This window comes from Corynebacterium occultum (assembly GCF_009734425.1).
Taxonomy (GTDB): domain Bacteria; phylum Actinomycetota; class Actinomycetes; order Mycobacteriales; family Mycobacteriaceae; genus Corynebacterium; species Corynebacterium occultum.
Genome location: NZ_CP046455.1, coordinates 827,197 through 843,936 on the forward strand (window position 1 = coordinate 827,197; position 16,740 = coordinate 843,936).

Consider the following 16,740-nt stretch of genomic DNA (forward strand, 5'->3'; position numbering starts at 1 on the left):
GGTTAATTGGATCGTTCCTTTCACGAATGTAGTGAAGAACGGACCCTCTCGCTGAGGAAACACCATTCAGGGGTCACCCCCCTTGTCGAGCCGGTGGCAGGGAGTGTGGGGAAAGGGGCGTAGCTCAGCCCAGTCGGCCACGACCCATGCGCAGCAGTACCGCGGCCAGCGCCGGGCCCTCCTCGCCGATCTCCTCGCGGAAGCGGTTGATGATGGCGACTTCGCGGGTGTGTACCAGGCGGGTGCCGCCGGAACCCATGCGGGTTTTACCGACTGCCTTGGAGATGGTGGTGCGGCGTTTCACGATCTCCAACAACTGGTCGTCGAGACGGTTGATCTCCTCACGGTACTTCTGGATCTCCGCATCCGAAAGCGGGTCATCGGTGCCGGTGGGGGTGCGGATCTCGAAGTTGTCATCAGCTGCTTCGCTCATGTTCTCATTGTGCCATGCGCCCGTGGGGAAGCAGTGCATCACCTGGGATGCCCGGGGTGCGGGGTAGGTTGGAGACATCATGGATAGCTTCACACCCACCCCCTCGTCCGCGCCCGATGGTTTCGGCTCCACAAGTGACCTGAGTGAAGGTCTCAACCCCCAGCAGCGGGCGGCGGTGGAACACACCGGTTCGCCCCTGCTGATCGTGGCGGGTGCGGGTTCCGGAAAGACGGCGGTGCTCACCCGCCGCATCGCCCACCTGATGCACCACCGTGGGGTGCATCCCGCCCAGATCCTGGCGATCACCTTCACCAACAAGGCTGCCGCCGAGATGCGGGAACGTGTCGCCGGGCTGGTCGGCCCGGTCGCCGACCGCATGTGGGTGGCCACCTTCCACTCCATCTGTGTCCGCATCCTGCGGCAGCAGGCCCAGCTGGTGCCGGGGCTGAACACCAACTTCACCATCTACGATTCCGATGATGCGAAACGGCTGCTGACGATGATCGCCAAGGATCTGAACCTGGACCTGAAGAAGTTCAGTGCCAGGGTGTTGGCCTCTGCCATCTCGAATCAGAAGAATGAGCTGCTCAGCCCCGCTGAGGTGGCGGCGGAGGCGGCGCAGACCAAGAACCCCTTCGAAACCACGGTCGCCGCCGTCTACGCCGAGTACCAGCAGCGCCTGCGTCGCGCCAATGCGGTGGACTTTGATGACCTGATCGGGGAGGTGGTGCGGGTTTTCCGCAAACATCCCGACGTCACGGAGCATTACCGTCGCCGTTTCCGCCACATCCTGGTCGATGAGTACCAGGACACCAACCATGCCCAGTATGCGCTGGTCTCCACCCTGGTGGGCAAGGAAAGTGATGATCCGAATGTGGTGCCACCCTCGGAGCTGTGCGTGGTTGGTGACTCTGATCAGTCGATCTACGCCTTCCGTGGTGCCACCATCCGCAATATCGAGGAATTCGAACGCGACTACCCCCAGGCCCGGACCATCCTGCTGGAGCAGAACTACCGTTCCACCCAGAACATCCTCAATGCCGCGAATGCGGTGATCTCGCAGAACGCCGGGCGACGCGAAAAGAAGCTGTGGACCGCATTCGGGGAGGGGGAGAAGATAGTCGGCTATGTCGCCGATAATGAGCACGATGAGGCCCGCTTCATCTCCGCCGAGATCGACAAGCTGGTTGATGGAGGCCGCAACTACAGCGACATCGCCATCATGTACCGCACCAACAACTCCTCCCGCGCCCTGGAGGACGTGTTCATCCGCAGCGGCATCCCCTACAAGGTGGTCGGCGGCACCCGCTTCTATGAGCGGAAGGAAATCCGCGATATCATCGCCTACCTGCGCATCCTCGCCAACCCGGATGACACCGTCAGCCTGCGTCGGATCATCAACACCCCACGCCGTGGCATCGGGGACCGCGCCCAGGCCTTCGTCGCCCTGCATGCCGAGAACAACGCCATCAGCTTCGGCGCCGCCCTGGTCGACGCCGCGGCCGACAAGGTCGATCTGCTCGGTGGGCGAGGCCGCAACGCGGTGGCCAAGTTCACCGCCATGATGGATGGCCTGCGCGCCCAGAAGGAGGAGCTGCGCAATGAGGTCACCGGCATGCCCGATATCGGGGAGGTGGTCAACCGCATCCTCGAGGTCACCGGTTACCGCGCCGAGCTGGAGGCCTCCAATGACCCCCAGGACGGGGCCCGGTTGGACAACCTCAATGAGCTGGTGTCGGTGGCCCGGGAATTCTCCTCCGAAGCCGCCAACCAGATCGCCTATGAGGAGATGGACGGTGGGGAATACCAGCTGGGTGAGGGGGAGGCCGCGCCGGGCAGCCTGGAGGCTTTCCTGGAGAAGGTTTCCCTGGTCGCCGATGCCGACCAGATTCCCGAGCATGAGCAGGGTGTGGTCACCCTGATGACCCTGCACACCGCCAAGGGCCTGGAGTTCCCGGTGGTCTTCGTCACCGGCTGGGAGGACGGCCAATTTCCCCATATGCGGGCTCTGGGTGATCCCACCGAACTGGCGGAGGAACGCCGCCTGGCCTATGTCGGTATCACCCGCGCCAGGGAGGAGCTCTACCTGACCCGGGCGATGCTGCGCAGTTCCTGGGGTAACCCGGTGACCAACCCACCCAGCCGCTTCCTGCAGGAGATCCCGGAAGAACTGTTGGACTGGCGTCGGGAGGAACCGACCAGCCAGGGTGGTTCCGCCTGGGGTTCCCAACCCGCCGGCTATTACGGCGGGGGTTCCGGGGGCAGCTTCTCCGGTGGTTTCGGGCAGCGCCGCCCCACCCCCAAGAAATACACGGCCCCCTCCATCCCCCAGAAGGCCAAGAACAATGATCTGCAGCTGGCGGTAGGCGACCGGGTCAACCACGCCAAGTACGGGCTGGGTACCGTCCTCGCCTCCGATGGTTCCGGGGTGCGTGCCACCGTCACCATCGACTTCGGCTCCTCCGGGAAGGTCCGCCTGATGCTGATCGGCGGAGTCCCCATGGAGAAGCTCTAACTCGTCCGGTACTCACCTAACCTGCTTCGAGGGCTGAGGTACCAGCCCAGCACCGTTGCCCCCGCCGGGACGATGATCAGCAGCACCAGCAGCAGCTGCCAGTCCGGCTGCACATGCTGCATCCGGCCCGGATCCAGCAGTATCCCGCTCACCGGATCCACCTCCCTCCGGGAAGATGCGAGCAGCACTCCCACATGGCCGAGCAGGAGGCCGAGCAGGGAACCTGCCAGGGTGATCAGCCCCCCGAAGTAGGCGTTGACGGTCTTCAACAGCTGTGGCGGGGCGCCCACCGCCGCCAAGAGAGTGTTCTGGCGACGGGTGCGCGCCACCGAGAGCAACAACACCAGGGCGGCGATGAGAAGCACGATCATCCCCAGGACGGCACGGAACCAGAGATCTGAGTCCCAGAAATCAGGGGTCGCCACCGGTGAATGCACCCAGGTGCCGGTGGCCTCCAATTCCGCATTGACCTCCCTCAACTCACGCTGCGTGAGATTGCGCTCCGCGATCACCACCGCCCCCACCAGCTCCTGATCCACCGCAAACTGCTCAAAAGCTGCTGCGGTGGGTAACCATTCCTCCAGCCCGGTCGGCAGAACCGCAGCCAACGGCAGAGTGACAGACTCGCCCAGGGTCTCCTTCCCGAAACTGCCCTGGTTGACAATCTCGAAGGTGGCTTCCGTGGCGCTGACATCCCCCGGCACCAGCATCACCGCCCCCTCGGGAAGCTCCACCGGAGTATTGAAGGTCTCCAACAGCGTCGGGGCGGGGATCAGCGCCACCGCACCCAGCTGGGCGGCCGGGCCCGGCACAAAATTATTTGCCCACATCCGCTGGCAGGCGGTGGACTCCGGCTCCAGCTCATCGCACTCCTCCCTCACCCGGTCAGCGGGAACATCCACCAGGGAGGTGTAACTGCTGAAATCATCCCCTAAGGACAGACCATGGAGCTCCTCATAAGCCCGGATGTCCACCACCTGCTCCAGCGCTGACACCGCCTGCGACAGACCCCCGGCCCCCTGGATGAAGATGCTGCCCGGCTGATAAGCCTCCGCCGCCTGGTGGGCGTAGAAGCGGGCGGAGGTCTCCTGACTGACAATCACGACCGTGCCGATGGTGACCACCGCCGCGATGGCCGCCACCGCAGGGATCGAACGCAGGGACTGCCGCCGCAGATCACGACCCGCCAGACGTAACGCCAACGGATTCCGGATCCGGCCCAACACCCACACCACCGTCGGGGCGCACAACGCGGCACCGATGACCCCGGCCAGGACACTGAACCCGATCAGCAGCTCCCTGACCCCCAGCAGGAAATAAGGGACACCCCGGGAAAGCAACTGGCTGCTGAGCAACAACACCAGGCCGAGGGACAGCAGGACCGGGCCGAGCAACATCCACGGCCGCCAGCGCATCATCCGGTCCGGGGCCGCCCCATGCGCCCCGGCGATGATGCTCGCCCGGGAAGCAACCACCGCCGGCAGGAAAGCCGCCACCGTCGCCGCCACCACCGCGAACCCCCAGATCGCAGCCAACTCCCACCAGGGCACCACAATCGGCCACTCCGGATAACGCTGCAACCACCACAGAACAAAACCCAAGGCGCCGACCACCAGCCCCAGACCAGCACCGGCCACCCCCGCGAACAATCCATAAACCAGCACCGCCCAGCGGATATGCCAGGGAGTGGCCCCCTGAGAAGCCATCAACGCGAAAATACGGGACTGCCGGCCCACCGAAATAGTGAACACCGGGGAAATCACCACCAGCACCAGAAAAGCAATCACCAACACCCCGATCAACGTCAGCGTGACAGCAACCGCATTAGAGAAAGGATTCCCCACATACATCGAGTCATCCTCCAGGGCGGTACCCGGCGGCGGTGGATTCTCCACCACATCCTGGCTGTACACCACGAAACCAGCCGCATTGAGCAGCTCCACATCCTCCCAGGTGACATTCCGGGGACCAGTGACACCCCACTGCATAGTCCCCTCCTCGGCACTACCGAAAGTGGCGGAATCCAGCAGGGTGGGCTCCACCACCAAAGCGGATTGGGAAGGGGTGAAACCGCCGATCCGCAGCGAGATCTCACCCGAGGCGGCATCCAGGATGAGAGTGTCCCCGACCTCCACCTGCAACCGCTCCGACAACGACCGGGGAAGCAGGATCTCCCCGCGCGCCGGGGCACGATCCACCTCCGGGGTCACCTGGGAGATGGTCAGCCACTCGGAGCGTTCCCCATGGGAGACCTGCAGATAGTTCTGCACCTGCAGCTGCGCCCGGAAACCCTCCGGGAGAGCAGCTGTCAGCAGTTCCTGCTGGGTGGTGTCGGCCGGGGCAACCCCATCACCGCTGCAGTTGGCGGTGTAACCAGCCACCGACTGGGTACAGGTGCCACCGCCATAGGTGACGGTGGTGCGGGTCTCGGCGAGACTCTGGGCCGCGAAGGTGGAGGAATTGCTGAGGAAGACCGCACTGAAGAAGATGACCGGCAGGGCCACCAGCAGGATGGCGGCCAGGGACTGCCAGAGATTCTGGCGGACATCACGTCGGGTGGGGCGGGTGGCGGCGCGCAGGGTACTCATGAGAGTCTGCCGTCCCGGACCATGATGGTGCGATCCGACCAGGCCGCGAAGCGCGGTTCGTGGGTGACCAGCAGCCCGGCGGCCCCGGCGTCGATTCGTTCCCGGAGGATGCGCAGGACCTCATCGCCGGTGGTGGTGTCCAGTGCCCCGGTGGGTTCATCCGCCAGGATCACCGAACGTGGGCCGATCAGGGCTCGGGCGATGGCCGCCCGTTGGGCCTGACCGCCGGAGATCTCATCGGGGAAACGTCCTCCCATGCCCTCCAGTCCCACCTCTGCCAGGGCCTGTTCCACCCCTGCGGTGGAGGACCCGTCCAATTCCAGCGGGAGAGCGACATTCTCGGCCACGGTCAGGGTGGGGATGAGGTTGTAGTGCTGGAAGACCACCCCCACATGACGTCGCCGGGCCCGGGCTGCCGCAGCGGGGGAGAGCCGGGAGACATTCTCACCGGCGAGCAGCACCTCACCGGAGGTGGGTTTCTGGAGGAGCCCGGCAACATTGAGCAGGGTGGATTTACCGGAACCCGAGGGGCCCATCACCGCCAGCAGCTCACCGGGCTGCACCGCCACGGAAATGTCATCCAGGGCGACCACGCGGCGGGCACCTTCCCCGAAGACAACGGAAATCTGCTGCAGTTCAAGTGCCGGGACAGGTTGTGACATGGCGGGATCACCTTTCATTCTCTGGGGTCAAGGTGGGATCAGGATCCGCCAGGGACTCCACCCGATCGAGCCAGCGGACCCTGGCCTCCAAGAGAAAGATCCGGTGCTCGAGGTTCAGCCTTTCGGCGGTCCGTGAGGCGGCCAGTCCACGGGACCACTGGTTGAGTTCACGAAGCTCATCGATCAAGGCTTCACGTTGTTGATCCAGCAGCACGATCAGGTTGATCTCAGGGTGGGTGGTTGCCAGGATCACCTTGCCCACCAACTCATCACCTTCGGTGGCAGGGCTGCGCACCGGGGTGTTCCACCAGGTATTGAGCTCTTTCCGGCCACTGGAACTCAACCGATAGGTTGCGAAGTGGTCTCCACCGGGGCTGCTGGCGGTCTCAATGAGATCATCGCGCAGTAGTCTGCCGAGCGTCTGGGTGACCTGGCTGATAGTGAGCGGCCACACCCCCTCGGTGGTGGTGCTGAAAGCGTTCTGAAGTTGGCTGGCGGATCGGGGCCCGTCCAGCAGGAGCGCCAGGAGGATGAATCTGATGGACATACACGTCCTCAAACAGCAGGGGGGTACACCGGTGGATCGGTGAACTGCAACAAAGATTACCCCTCTGGATATCGGCGGGGATAGACCCGGAAATCGAGGTGCCGGGGAGGGCCTGCGGGGGAAGAAAATAGAGGGGCGGACCAGATGCGGTCCGCCCCCTTGGGAAGAGGGAAATGGGAAGTTAGTTTCCGGGAACGGAGCCCAGGACAACCTCGAACTCGAGCAGCTCGGCACCCGAGGCCACCGGTTTGCGGGGTGCCTGACCCTCCGGGGCCCGGTGGGCGCTGCGGGCGTCACCATCCCGCCAGGCCTCATAGGATGCCTCATCAGTCCACTGGGTCACGACGAAGTAGCGGGTTTCTCCTGCGACGGGGCGCAGCAGCTGGAAACCCTCGAAACCAGGGGCGGAGTCCACGGCGTGCTTGCGCTGGGCGAAACGTTCCTCCAGCACCTCGCCACGGCCCTCGGGAACGGTGATTGCGTTGATCTTGACGATGCTCATGGCATCAGCTTACGCAGCAGGAGGGGCCATGGGGTGGGCAGGAAAGAACCCCCGTCAGAATCTGACGGGGGTTCAAAAGCTCTGGAGCAGAGAACTTAGATGGAGATGCCGCGCTCAGCGAACCACGGTACCGGATCGACCGGGGTGTTGCCATCCGGGTGGATCTCGAAGTGGAGGTGGGTGCCGGTGGAGAAACCGAGGTTACCCATGCCGGCGATCTGCTGGCCGGCGGTGACGCGCTCACCGACGGCGACGTTCAGGCTGGACATGTGGCCGTAGATCGACAGTGCACCATTGTCATGCTTGATGCGGATCCAGTTGCCGTAGCCGGAGGCCGGGCCGGAGTCGACGACGGTGCCGTCCATGACCGCCAGGATCGGGGTGCCTTCGGCGTTGGCGATGTCGATGCCGTTGTGGAAGGTGCCCCAACGCGGGCCGAAACCGGAGGTGAAGGCGCCCTCGGCGGGCTTGGCGACGGCGCCGTCCGCGGACTGGGCGACGGTTGCGCCCTCAACGCGGACAGCCTCGGCGGCCCGTGCCGCCAGGTCAGCCTCAACACGCTCGGTGTTGTACTGGACAGCGGCATCAATCTGCTCTTCCAGGTTGATGACAGGCTTGTACTCCGCGAGGGTCAGGATCTGCGGAGCGGAGGAACCCAGGACAGCTTCCGGGGCGGCGTCGGTGGCGAGCTGGAAATCGACCGGGGTGCCGTTCTCGGTGTTCTCGGTGGCGTGGGACTCTGCCTGGAGCTGGGCTGCGGCGGCGCCGCCGACGCCGGCGGTGGAAACCGCGCCGGTTGCCACGGCCACCAGGGCAATGCGACCCTTGGTCGTCTGTGAGGCGTTAAACTTGCGGTGTCGGCCTCGGGGCGACCGCTGAGTCTGAGTCTGCATGAGTTTTTATACTTCCCATCCTCTGCCACAATCATCTGAATTGTGACCATCCTGTTATCTGCTGGAGGTAACGATAGCTCTTCGTTACATTTGGGGCAACCTAAACATCAGTATTTGATAAATATGTCAGATGGGTCACACTTTTTATTCCCTGGCTGAGCGTAACGATAACGAAAGTAAAACGATAGTTAACCCCTCTGACACCACCGGGCGATTGTAGCCGCTGCCGTGGTTGCAACCGCAATCCCCGCCCATTCCGTGGCACAGTAGTCAGGGTGAGTAAGAAGACCAGCCCGCAGTCCCGGCCCCAGCGCCGCCCGCGGACCCGCAGTCCCCAGACCCAACGGGACACCGGAACCGCAGTCTCCGCTGCCGCCGTCGAGCGCTCCCGAAACCGTCGCCGGGAGAGTAACGCCCCCGTGCCGACGACCTTCACCGGCCGGCTCCGCAGGTTCCTCCCCACCGTCCTGGTGCCCAATGTGGTTGTCGTGCTCAGTGTCATTGTGGTGGCACTGGCGATTCTGATGCTCAGCTCCAGCGAGATGGCGGCCCTGTCCGCCACCATCGCGCAGCTGTGGCTCGGCTTCAACCTGGTGCCGCTCCAGGTTGGCGGCACCACCGTCGGCCTGCTGCCACTGCTCCCCGCCATGGGTCTGGTGTGGCTGCTCTCCCGCCAGATCCACCGCTCGGTGCGAACCCGGGTCAGTATCGCCGATCTCGCAGTCCTCTACGGACTGGTGCTGCTGGCGCCATTGATCCTCAGTGGCATCGCCATGGGAATGCTCTGGGACGCCAGCGCGGTCTACGAGGTCGAGCCGCCGAGACTGCTGGATATGCTGCCCCGGGTGATTCTGCTGCACAGCGTGGCCATGTTTATCGGCATGGGGTCCAAATTGTGGCGGGCGCTGTGCCGCCACTACGGGTTGCCGGAAGCGCTGGTCGCCAACGCCCGGTCTGCCCTGCGTTTCCTCAGTTATCTACTGGTGGCCGCCCTGCTGGTGCTGGTGCTCGCCATCGCCCTGGGCTGGCGACGACAGTTGGAGATCGCGGAGATATACAACAGTGGTGGGGCAGTGGTGGCCCTCATCTTCGTCTCGCTGCTCTACCTTCCCAATGCCCTGATCGGGGTGGGGGCGGTGCTGGTGGGCGCTGAGTTCCACATCGGTGAGTCCTCCGTCTCCCTGTTCAGCATCCACCACACCCCGCTGCCCCCGATGCCCCTGGTGGCGGCCATCCCGGCGGAAAGCATCCCCGGTTTATATGCGCTGCTGGTGATTCCTGCCCTGATCGCCGGTTACCTGGCCTACCGGGCGAACCCCACCTTGATCTCGGCGAGCACCACCGGTATCTTCGCGGCCCTGTTCACCGCCATCGCCGGTTATCTGGCTCAGGGCGCACTCGGGGAGTTCGGCCCCAGTGGTCCGATGGTGTGGCTCAGTTCCGCTCTGGTCCTGGTCTGGGTGGCCCTGGCCGGGTTGACCACCGCGCTTCTGCTCAAACTGGTGGAGCGTCGTCAAGGGAAGGCGGTTGAAGCTGCCCTCTATGCCGGGGACCCGGAAGAAGATGAATATGAGGCAGAGTTCGAGGATGTCGCGGAAGAGATGGATGAAGACGCCGAAGACACCACGTCTGAAGACCCTGCAGAGTCTGAAGAAATAGCTGAAGAAGTAGCAGCCGCCGAAGATGATGCGGCGTCGGTGGCTGAGGAGGAGACGGAAAGCGAAGAAAGCGCTGCCGAGGACACAGCGGACTCCGTATATATAGAGGAGCCGGAGGAAGCGCCGATCCCAGCCGAGGATGAGACCGGAGATGAAGGCGAGACGGGGGAGGACGCGGCGTCGCAAAGCGGGGGAGAAGGGGCGGAAGAGCCGACGGAAAGCGGATCCCTTCCCACCCCAGAGGATCATAATGAGGGAGCCGGCCCCACCAAGGGCTAATATCGGTGGAGTGACATCCACGAATCCGAAGAACATCGTCGTTCTCGTCTCTGGCTCGGGAACCCTGTTGCAGGCAATTCTCGACGGCCAGGACGAGAGCTATTCCGTATCTCTTGTCCTCGCTGACACCCCCTGCCAGGCTCTGGAGCGGGCGCGTCGCGCGGGTGTCGCCACGCAGGTCATCGACATGACCGCAGACCGTGATTCCTGGAACCACACGCTCGCCGTGGCCGCAGGGGAGGGGAACCCGGACCTGATTGTTTCGGCGGGTTTCATGAGGATCCTGGGCGCGGCGTTCCTGGACCGCTTCGGCGGTCGCATCATCAACACACATCCGGCGCTGCTGCCGTCCTTCCCTGGGGCGCATGGTGTCCGGGATGCTTTGGCCTATGGGGTCAAGGTCACCGGTTCGACGGTTCATTTCGTCGATGAAGGGGTGGATACCGGTCCGATCATCGCCCAGGAGGCGGTGGTCATTGCGCCGGATGACACCGAAGAGTCCCTGCATGAACGCATCAAGCAGGTGGAACGCAAGCTAATTGTGTCGGTTCTGCGCAGGGCACAGATCGACCGTGCAACAGGAGAGGTTTCAGTTCAGTCATGAGCGACCAGAAGGCTATCAAGCGCGCGCTGATCAGCGTGTACGACAAGACCGGGCTCGAGGAGCTGGCGGCGGCGCTTAACGACGCCGGTGTGGAGATCGTCTCCACCGGCTCCACCGCCGCGAAGATCGCGGAGCAGGGCATCCCGGTCACCCCGGTTGAGGCCCTCACCGGCTTCCCCGAGTGCCTGGAGGGGCGCGTGAAGACGCTGCACCCCAAGGTTCACGCCGGCATCCTCGCCGACACCCGCAAGGATGATCACCTGGCTCAGCTGGAGGAGCTCGGTGTCGCGCCCTTCCAGCTGGTTGTGGTCAACCTCTACCCCTTCTCCGAGACCGTCGCCTCCGGCGCGGACTTCGATGCCTGCGTGGAGCAGATCGACATCGGAGGCCCTTCCATGGTGCGTGCCGCCGCCAAGAACCACCCCTCGGTGGCCGTGGTCGTCGACCCCGCCCGCTACGGAGATGTCGCCGAAGCCATCAAGGCCGGTGGCTTCAGCCGTGCCGAGCGCACCGAGCTCGCGGTCGACGCCTTCCGCCACACCGCCTCCTATGATGTCGCCGTCGCATCCTGGATGGGTGCCCAACTGCCGAAGGAAGCGGATGCCTCCGACTTCCCGGCCTGGATCGGTTCCTCCCAGGAACTGGAGCACACCCTGCGCTACGGTGAGAATCCCCACCAGCAGGCCGCTCTCTACGTCGACCTGGCCAAGACCGGTGGTGTCGCCCAGGCCGAGCAGTTCCACGGCAAGGAGATGAGCTACAACAACTACACCGACACCGATGCCGCCTGGCGCGCCGCCTGGGATCAGGAACGCCCCTGCGTGGCCATCATCAAGCACGCCAACCCCTGTGGCATTGCCGTCTCAGATGAGTCCATCGCCGCCGCACACCGCGAGGCCCATGCCTGCGACTCCACCTCGGCCTTCGGTGGCGTCATCGCCGCCAACCGCGAGATCACCGTGGCGATGGCCGAACAGGTCGCCGAGATCTTCACCGAGGTCATCATCGCCCCCTCCTACGAGGAAGGTGCGGTTGAGGTGCTCAGCCAGAAGAAGAACATCCGTATCCTGCGTGCCGACGCCCCGGAGCGGGACTCCCTGGAGACCCGCGAGATCTCCGGCGGCATCCTGGTTCAGGAACGCGACGTCCTCCAGGCCGAGGGGGATAACCCGGCGAACTGGACCCTGGCCACCGGCGAAGCCCTGGATGAGGCAGCTCTGCAGGACCTGGCCTTCGCCTGGACCGCGGTGCGCGCCGTGAAGTCCAACGCCATCCTGCTGGCCAAGGACGGCGCCACCGTCGGTGTCGGCATGGGCCAGGTCAACCGTGTGGACTCCGCACGTCTGGCCGTCCAGCGTGCCGGTGCGGAACGCGCCACCGGTTCCGTCGCCGCCTCCGACGCCTTCTTCCCCTTCGCTGATGGTTTCGAGGTGCTGGCAGCCGCCGGTGTCAAGGCCGTCGTGCAGCCGGGTGGTTCCATCCGCGACGCCGAGGTCATCGAAGCCGCCGAGAAGGCCGGGGTCACCATGTACCTGACCGGTGCCCGCCACTTCGCACACTGATCACCAGCCAGATAGCTGCTGCCCGGGGAGGATCAACCTCCCCGGGCAGCAGCCATTTCCTGGGTGCCAGGGCTGGCAGGCAGGCATAATGGCAGCCATGACTTCACTCATCACCGGCCCCGCGCTGCTCTTCGCCCCCGCCCACCGACCCGAGTTACTGGCCAAGGCCGTGGCCCGGGCAGACATGGTCATCATCGACCTGGAGGACGGCGCCGGGGAAGGGGACCGGGAGGTTGCCCGGGAGGTGGTCCGCAACAGTGGTCTGGATCCGGCCCGCACCATCGTCCGGACGGTCGGCCCGCAGCACCCCGGTTTCCGCGGGGATGTGGAGATGCTGCGGGAAACCGACTACCAGCTGCTGATGGTGCCGAAACTGCGCGACCAGATCCCCGCAGAGGTACGGGGTTTCCAGGTCATCGCAATGGTGGAGACCCCGGAAGCACTGATCAATATCGCCGGCCTCAGCGGACATGAGGATGTGGTGGGCCTATTCTGGGGTGCGGAGGATCTGACCACCCTGCTGGGTGGCACCCACTCCCGCCACGCGGAAGATGAGGAAGGCGCCGGCACTTACCGTGAACCGCTGCGCCTGGCCCGTTCCCAGGTACTCATCCACGCGGCTGCCCGGAGAAAATTCGCCATTGACGCCATCTACGCTGACTTCCGGGATGAAGCGGGCCAGCGGAAGGAGGCGGTGGATGCCGCCCGGATCGGTTTCGCCGCCACCGCCTGCATCCATCCGGGACAGGTGGCGGTGGTCCGGGAGGCCTATCGTCCTGCCCCGGCGCAGATTTCCTGGGCGAAGCAGGTGCTGGCCGGCGCGGAGCCTGGTGGTGGTGCCTACCAGGTGGCGGGGGCCATGGTGGATGCGCCCATCATCGAGCAGGCCCGACGTATCATCGCCCGGGCTTGAATTCCGTAACCCCCACCCCCTTGCCCTTAACCTGAGGGCCCTCTTCTGTGGTACATAAGTATCGATAAGAAACTGTCCGGATAATGGGGTGTAGACGAAGATGAGTGCTAATGATCCACATGGTTGGGGCACGCCACTACCCTCCGGGCCCTCCCAGGGTGGTGGCAACCCGATGAATCCCTTCGTGAATCAGGGACAGCCGCCGGCGCAGCACTTCCCCCAGCCCCAGCAGCCGCCGTACCAGCAGGGGCCGCAGTATCAGGGCATGCCAGGGCCCGGAAAGTCCGGTTCCACGATGAAGCTGGTGCTGATCATCCTCGCCGCGGTTCTGGTGCTTGCCGCGATCGTGGGCACCTCCTTCTGGTTCTTCGGTTCGCGGGGCAGCAGTGGCAGCAGCGGAGCCCCCGTCCAGGTGACGGTGACCACCGTGGTTCCGCCGGAGAGTATCCCGGCCCCTGACCCGGCTCCCTCCGGTGGATCCCGCCCGGCGAACCCCTCCCTGCCAGGTGGGGCGGTGGCCGCCAACTCCTCGGCGCGTAACGGCAACCCGGGCGGTGACTTCAATAATGCGTACACCGGTTCCAGCGTGACCAGCCAGCCTTTCGCAAATTCGGTCCGTGACGTCTTCGCCCTCAACTACGTCAACACCGGGCAAACCAGTGCGGTCCTGAATGTCTACAGCTCGGTCACCGGGCAGACCTACACCATGAACTGCACTGACAACAGCCAGTACGTCACCTGCGCCGGTGGCAATAACGCCGTGGTGTACATCTCGTGAGAAAGATCCTGGCCGCACTTCTGGTGATGACCGCACCCCTTGGTGCCTGCGCCATCCCGGAGGGCGAGCAGTCAGCACAGCTGACGGAAACCGTCACCCTGACCTCAACCTCAGCTCCCACACCTTCCCCTGATCTTTCGCCCACCACGGCACCGGCGGATCCCACCCCGGGGGAGCGGCCGATCCCAGGTGATGTCGAACTGCAGCCGCTTATCGACGCCGCGCTCGCCAGCTTCGGTGGCAGCGCCGGGATCGCGGTCTCTGATGGCAGCAGCGAATTAACCGCTGGCGATGATGCCGCCCTCCCCGCCTGGTCAACCATCAAGGTTCCGCTGACGATCGCCGCCCTGCGGCAGGATCCCGGCGCGCTCCAATGGGCCACCCCGGCGATCCAGAACTCCGATAATGATGCCGCCACAGCCCTCTGGAATTCGCTGGGGGATCCCGCTACCGCGGGGGCAGCTATCGCCCAGGTGTTGGGGGAAGGTGGGAACCAGGTGGTGGTCAACACCGAGGTCATCCGCAGCGGGTTCAGCAGTTTCGGGCAGACCGCCTGGTCACCCTCCCAGCAGGCCCGTTTTGCGGCACAGTTGCCCTGTGTCACCGGTGGGCAGCAGCTGCTGGGGCTGATGGCCGGGATCGCCCCCAGTCAGGCCCAGGGCCTGGGCACTCTGCCCGGAGCAAGATTCAAGGGTGGTTGGGGGCCGGATCTGCAGGGTACCTATGACCTGCGGCAGTTCGGGTTGTTCAGTGGCGGGCAGGGGGATGTGGCGGTGGCGATCAGCACCCACCCGGCCTCCGGAACCTATGAAGATGCCCAGGCGATGGCCACTCAGATCGCCGCCGGACTGGCGCCGATGTTGGCGGACCTGCCTGCCGCCACCTGTGGCTGAGCCAGTTATCACGCTGATGCCGCTCCCCTCAGACCAGGGGTCGGCGTCATGCTCTTTCCATTAGCGACCTGTTCCCGGTTATTTCTGCGCCGTGGGCAGTACTGATCTCCAGAAGGAATACAGATGTCGAATCAAGATGAGCGGGGTAACCCGCCGAAGCCGGAACACCCGAATCCTTCCAGGAGCAACCCTTTTGTCAACCCGCAGACCCCCTCGGCAACCAACCCCTGGGCCAACGTGAATTCCCCGGCAACGCCGCAGAACCCGCGCCCTCAGGGACCACCTCAGGGGCCGCCGCCCGGCCATAACTATCCGATGGCCCCCGTGCCGCCAGCCGCTGCCAAGAAGAGCCCGGTGGGCATTCTGATGGCGATCATTGCGCTTCTGCTCGCCGCCATTCTCGCGGTGCTGGCCTGGTTTTACTTCAGCAACCAGAGTTCCGGGGACAATAACGCTGCCGCCGAAGCTCAACCCACCCTCTCGGTCACCCCTGCCCCGGAGGAGGAGAACGTCGCGGCGGTCACCACAGTGACCACTGTCGTGCCGCCGCCTGCGGAAGCTGAGCGGGACAGCAGCCGGATCACCACGAGCATCACCCCGACCACTTCTGTTGCAGGTGGCATCGGTGCAGCTGCCCGGGCTGATGGAGTCACCGAGCGGGGCTGGGCAGACAATGGCGTGGTCAACTGTGGGAGCGGGGAAACCCTGATCTATGCTGCCCGGGGTAATTCTGCCTGGGTGACGGTCTGTTCCGGCGGAGGTGGCCAGACCTACCGTTCGGATGTCTTCGGTGGCACGCTGATCGCCCCGGTGGTGACCAGTCAGTCGAATCCGGCATCAGGCTACTTCACCGTGGATGCCTCCCCCGCAACCATTGTGGTCCGGGGTGCGGGTCTGACCGTGGAACAGAATGGGCAGGTCATCTCTTCCGCTGACCTGCCGGTGGCCTGGGTCTTCGATTAGAGGGTGTTGCGAAAATCCGGTGAGTGGCACCAGCGGGTCATAAACAGCAACGAGTGTTAGGGACGCGCTTTCAGTAGCTTTCGTAACACAGCCTAATGCAGGCCCTCGGTGTGTCATGTACCAATCACACCGGAAACTACCAACGAATTAACGGCGCAGGACACTAGGTGGCGGGCTGGACCGGCTCCAGCACCTTAGTCGTGATCAGTGCCTCAAGATGATTGTGGAGCTCTTCAGGAAGGTTCCCGCCCGTGACGAGAACTCCGAGTTCCATGTTCCGCTCCATCGCCGCGGACGTGAGATTCGCGCTCGTGATGAAAGCGACCCGACCGTCGGCGACGGCGCACTTCGCATGGACCACACCGGGATACTGGCCTGCAGCGCCTTTCTCGTGGGCCGACCATGCGAACAGCCGAGCTGAGGGCACCAGCTTCCGCATTGCCTCCGCCGAGTCGTGATCGACTTTCCCGCCATGTGCGGTCGAAGACTCAAGCAGAACGTCGATCTGGACCCCGCGTTCGACGGCCTCGGTCAACGCCTTGCCAATCGACTTCACCTGGTACGCCACGAAACTGACAACGAAGAGACGCCGTTGTGCTGCGTTGATGACTCCCATGAGCACCTGCTCGGTGTGCCGGACTGGGACCTGGGCGGAGGACGGCCCTGTCCAAGTGAGTTCGACAGAGCCGCGGCGCTGCTGCTCAACAGCCGTTGCTGATGCTCCTCGAAGTGCAGTCGCCACGTCACGTGGCGACATCGAATCTGCGCCGTGCCAGGCCTGACCAAGTTTGGTGATGAGCACCTTGTCCGCGTTGGGCCCGAAGGCCGGGCGAGCCAGCGTGAACTGCTCCACTGATCCGAGTCCTTCGATCTTGGAGGCGACTACGCGAACGCGATCAGGGTGAAGCTCCAGACCCAGCTCCGCGACAACAGCAAGAAGCTCGTCCATG

15 protein-coding genes are annotated in these 16,740 nt (G+C 64.4%); 8 read left to right on the forward strand and 7 right to left on the reverse strand.

The features are described from left to right. Positions 1–124 precede the first annotated feature (124 nt). Complete coding sequence (locus COCCU_RS03895) at positions 125–433, reverse strand: chorismate mutase (protein WP_156230310.1); 309 nt, start codon at positions 431–433, stop codon at positions 125–127. A 79-nt stretch (positions 434–512) separates the two neighbouring features. On the opposite strand from COCCU_RS03895, the gene pcrA reads away from it, so the two are divergent. Next, complete coding sequence (gene pcrA / locus COCCU_RS03900) at positions 513–2,948, forward strand: DNA helicase PcrA (RefSeq protein ID WP_156230311.1); 2,436 nt, start codon at positions 513–515, stop codon at positions 2,946–2,948. Here the strand turns inward: pcrA and COCCU_RS03905 are convergent. The 5 genes from COCCU_RS03905 to COCCU_RS03925 all read right to left on the reverse strand — a co-directional run bounded on the left by COCCU_RS03905 (position 2,945) and on the right by COCCU_RS03925 (position 8,140). Further along, positions 2,945–5,536 carry an FtsX-like permease family protein gene (locus COCCU_RS03905; RefSeq protein ID WP_156230312.1) on the reverse strand — a complete coding sequence of 864 codons (2,592 nt, stop codon included), beginning with the start codon at positions 5,534–5,536 and terminating at the stop codon, positions 2,945–2,947. The genes pcrA and COCCU_RS03905 overlap by 4 nt on opposite strands. Beyond that, positions 5,533–6,198: an ABC transporter ATP-binding protein gene (locus tag COCCU_RS03910; RefSeq protein ID WP_156230313.1), complete on the reverse strand. Its 666-nt coding sequence runs from the start codon at positions 6,196–6,198 to the stop codon at positions 5,533–5,535. Before COCCU_RS03910 ends, COCCU_RS03905 begins: the two co-directional genes overlap by 4 nt. Before the next feature lie 7 nt (positions 6,199–6,205). Next, positions 6,206–6,745 (reverse strand): PadR family transcriptional regulator, encoded by a 540-nt coding sequence (locus COCCU_RS03915; RefSeq protein WP_156230314.1) that lies wholly within the window; start codon positions 6,743–6,745, stop codon positions 6,206–6,208. A gap of 181 nt (positions 6,746–6,926) precedes the next feature. Beyond that, positions 6,927–7,247 (reverse strand): antibiotic biosynthesis monooxygenase family protein, encoded by a 321-nt coding sequence (locus COCCU_RS03920; RefSeq protein ID WP_156230315.1) that lies wholly within the window; start codon positions 7,245–7,247, stop codon positions 6,927–6,929. 95 nt (positions 7,248–7,342) lie between these two features. Further along, positions 7,343–8,140: a M23 family metallopeptidase gene (locus COCCU_RS03925; protein WP_156230316.1), complete on the reverse strand. Its 798-nt coding sequence runs from the start codon at positions 8,138–8,140 to the stop codon at positions 7,343–7,345. Positions 8,141–8,415: 275 nt separating this feature from the next. On the opposite strand from COCCU_RS03925, the gene COCCU_RS03930 reads away from it, so the two are divergent. From COCCU_RS03930 to COCCU_RS03960, 7 genes are all read left to right on the forward strand, one after another. Continuing rightward, positions 8,416–10,077 carry a cell division protein PerM gene (locus COCCU_RS03930; RefSeq protein WP_156230317.1) on the forward strand — a complete coding sequence of 554 codons (1,662 nt, stop codon included), beginning with the start codon at positions 8,416–8,418 and terminating at the stop codon, positions 10,075–10,077. Continuing rightward, entirely contained in the window at positions 10,049–10,681 is a 633-nt protein-coding gene (purN, locus tag COCCU_RS03935; protein WP_156230318.1) for a phosphoribosylglycinamide formyltransferase, read from the forward strand. Before COCCU_RS03930 ends, purN begins: the two co-directional genes overlap by 29 nt. Next, positions 10,678–12,243 carry a bifunctional phosphoribosylaminoimidazolecarboxamide formyltransferase/IMP cyclohydrolase gene (gene purH / locus COCCU_RS03940; protein WP_156230319.1) on the forward strand — a complete coding sequence of 522 codons (1,566 nt, stop codon included), beginning with the start codon at positions 10,678–10,680 and terminating at the stop codon, positions 12,241–12,243. Before purN ends, purH begins: the two co-directional genes overlap by 4 nt. Positions 12,244–12,340: 97 nt before the next feature. Then, positions 12,341–13,156, forward strand: coding sequence for an HpcH/HpaI aldolase/citrate lyase family protein (locus tag COCCU_RS03945; RefSeq protein ID WP_156230320.1), 816 nt, complete (start codon positions 12,341–12,343; stop codon positions 13,154–13,156). A gap of 100 nt (positions 13,157–13,256) precedes the next feature. Continuing rightward, positions 13,257–13,934 (forward strand): hypothetical protein, encoded by a 678-nt coding sequence (locus tag COCCU_RS03950; protein WP_156230321.1) that lies wholly within the window; start codon positions 13,257–13,259, stop codon positions 13,932–13,934. After that, the gene (locus tag COCCU_RS03955) at positions 13,931–14,827 is read left to right on the forward strand and encodes a serine hydrolase (protein ID WP_231598853.1); all 897 of its coding nucleotides are present in this window, start codon (positions 13,931–13,933) and stop codon (positions 14,825–14,827) included. Before COCCU_RS03950 ends, COCCU_RS03955 begins: the two co-directional genes overlap by 4 nt. 123 nt (positions 14,828–14,950) lie before the next feature. Next, positions 14,951–15,790, forward strand: a complete 840-nt coding sequence (locus tag COCCU_RS03960) for a hypothetical protein (RefSeq protein WP_156230322.1) — start codon at positions 14,951–14,953, stop codon at positions 15,788–15,790. A gap of 163 nt (positions 15,791–15,953) precedes the next feature. Here the strand turns inward: COCCU_RS03960 and drmC are convergent, their stop codons facing one another. Continuing rightward, positions 15,954–16,739, reverse strand: coding sequence for a DISARM system phospholipase D-like protein DrmC (gene drmC, locus COCCU_RS03965; protein WP_156230323.1), 786 nt, complete (start codon positions 16,737–16,739; stop codon positions 15,954–15,956). Position 16,740: the final 1 nt, after the last annotated feature.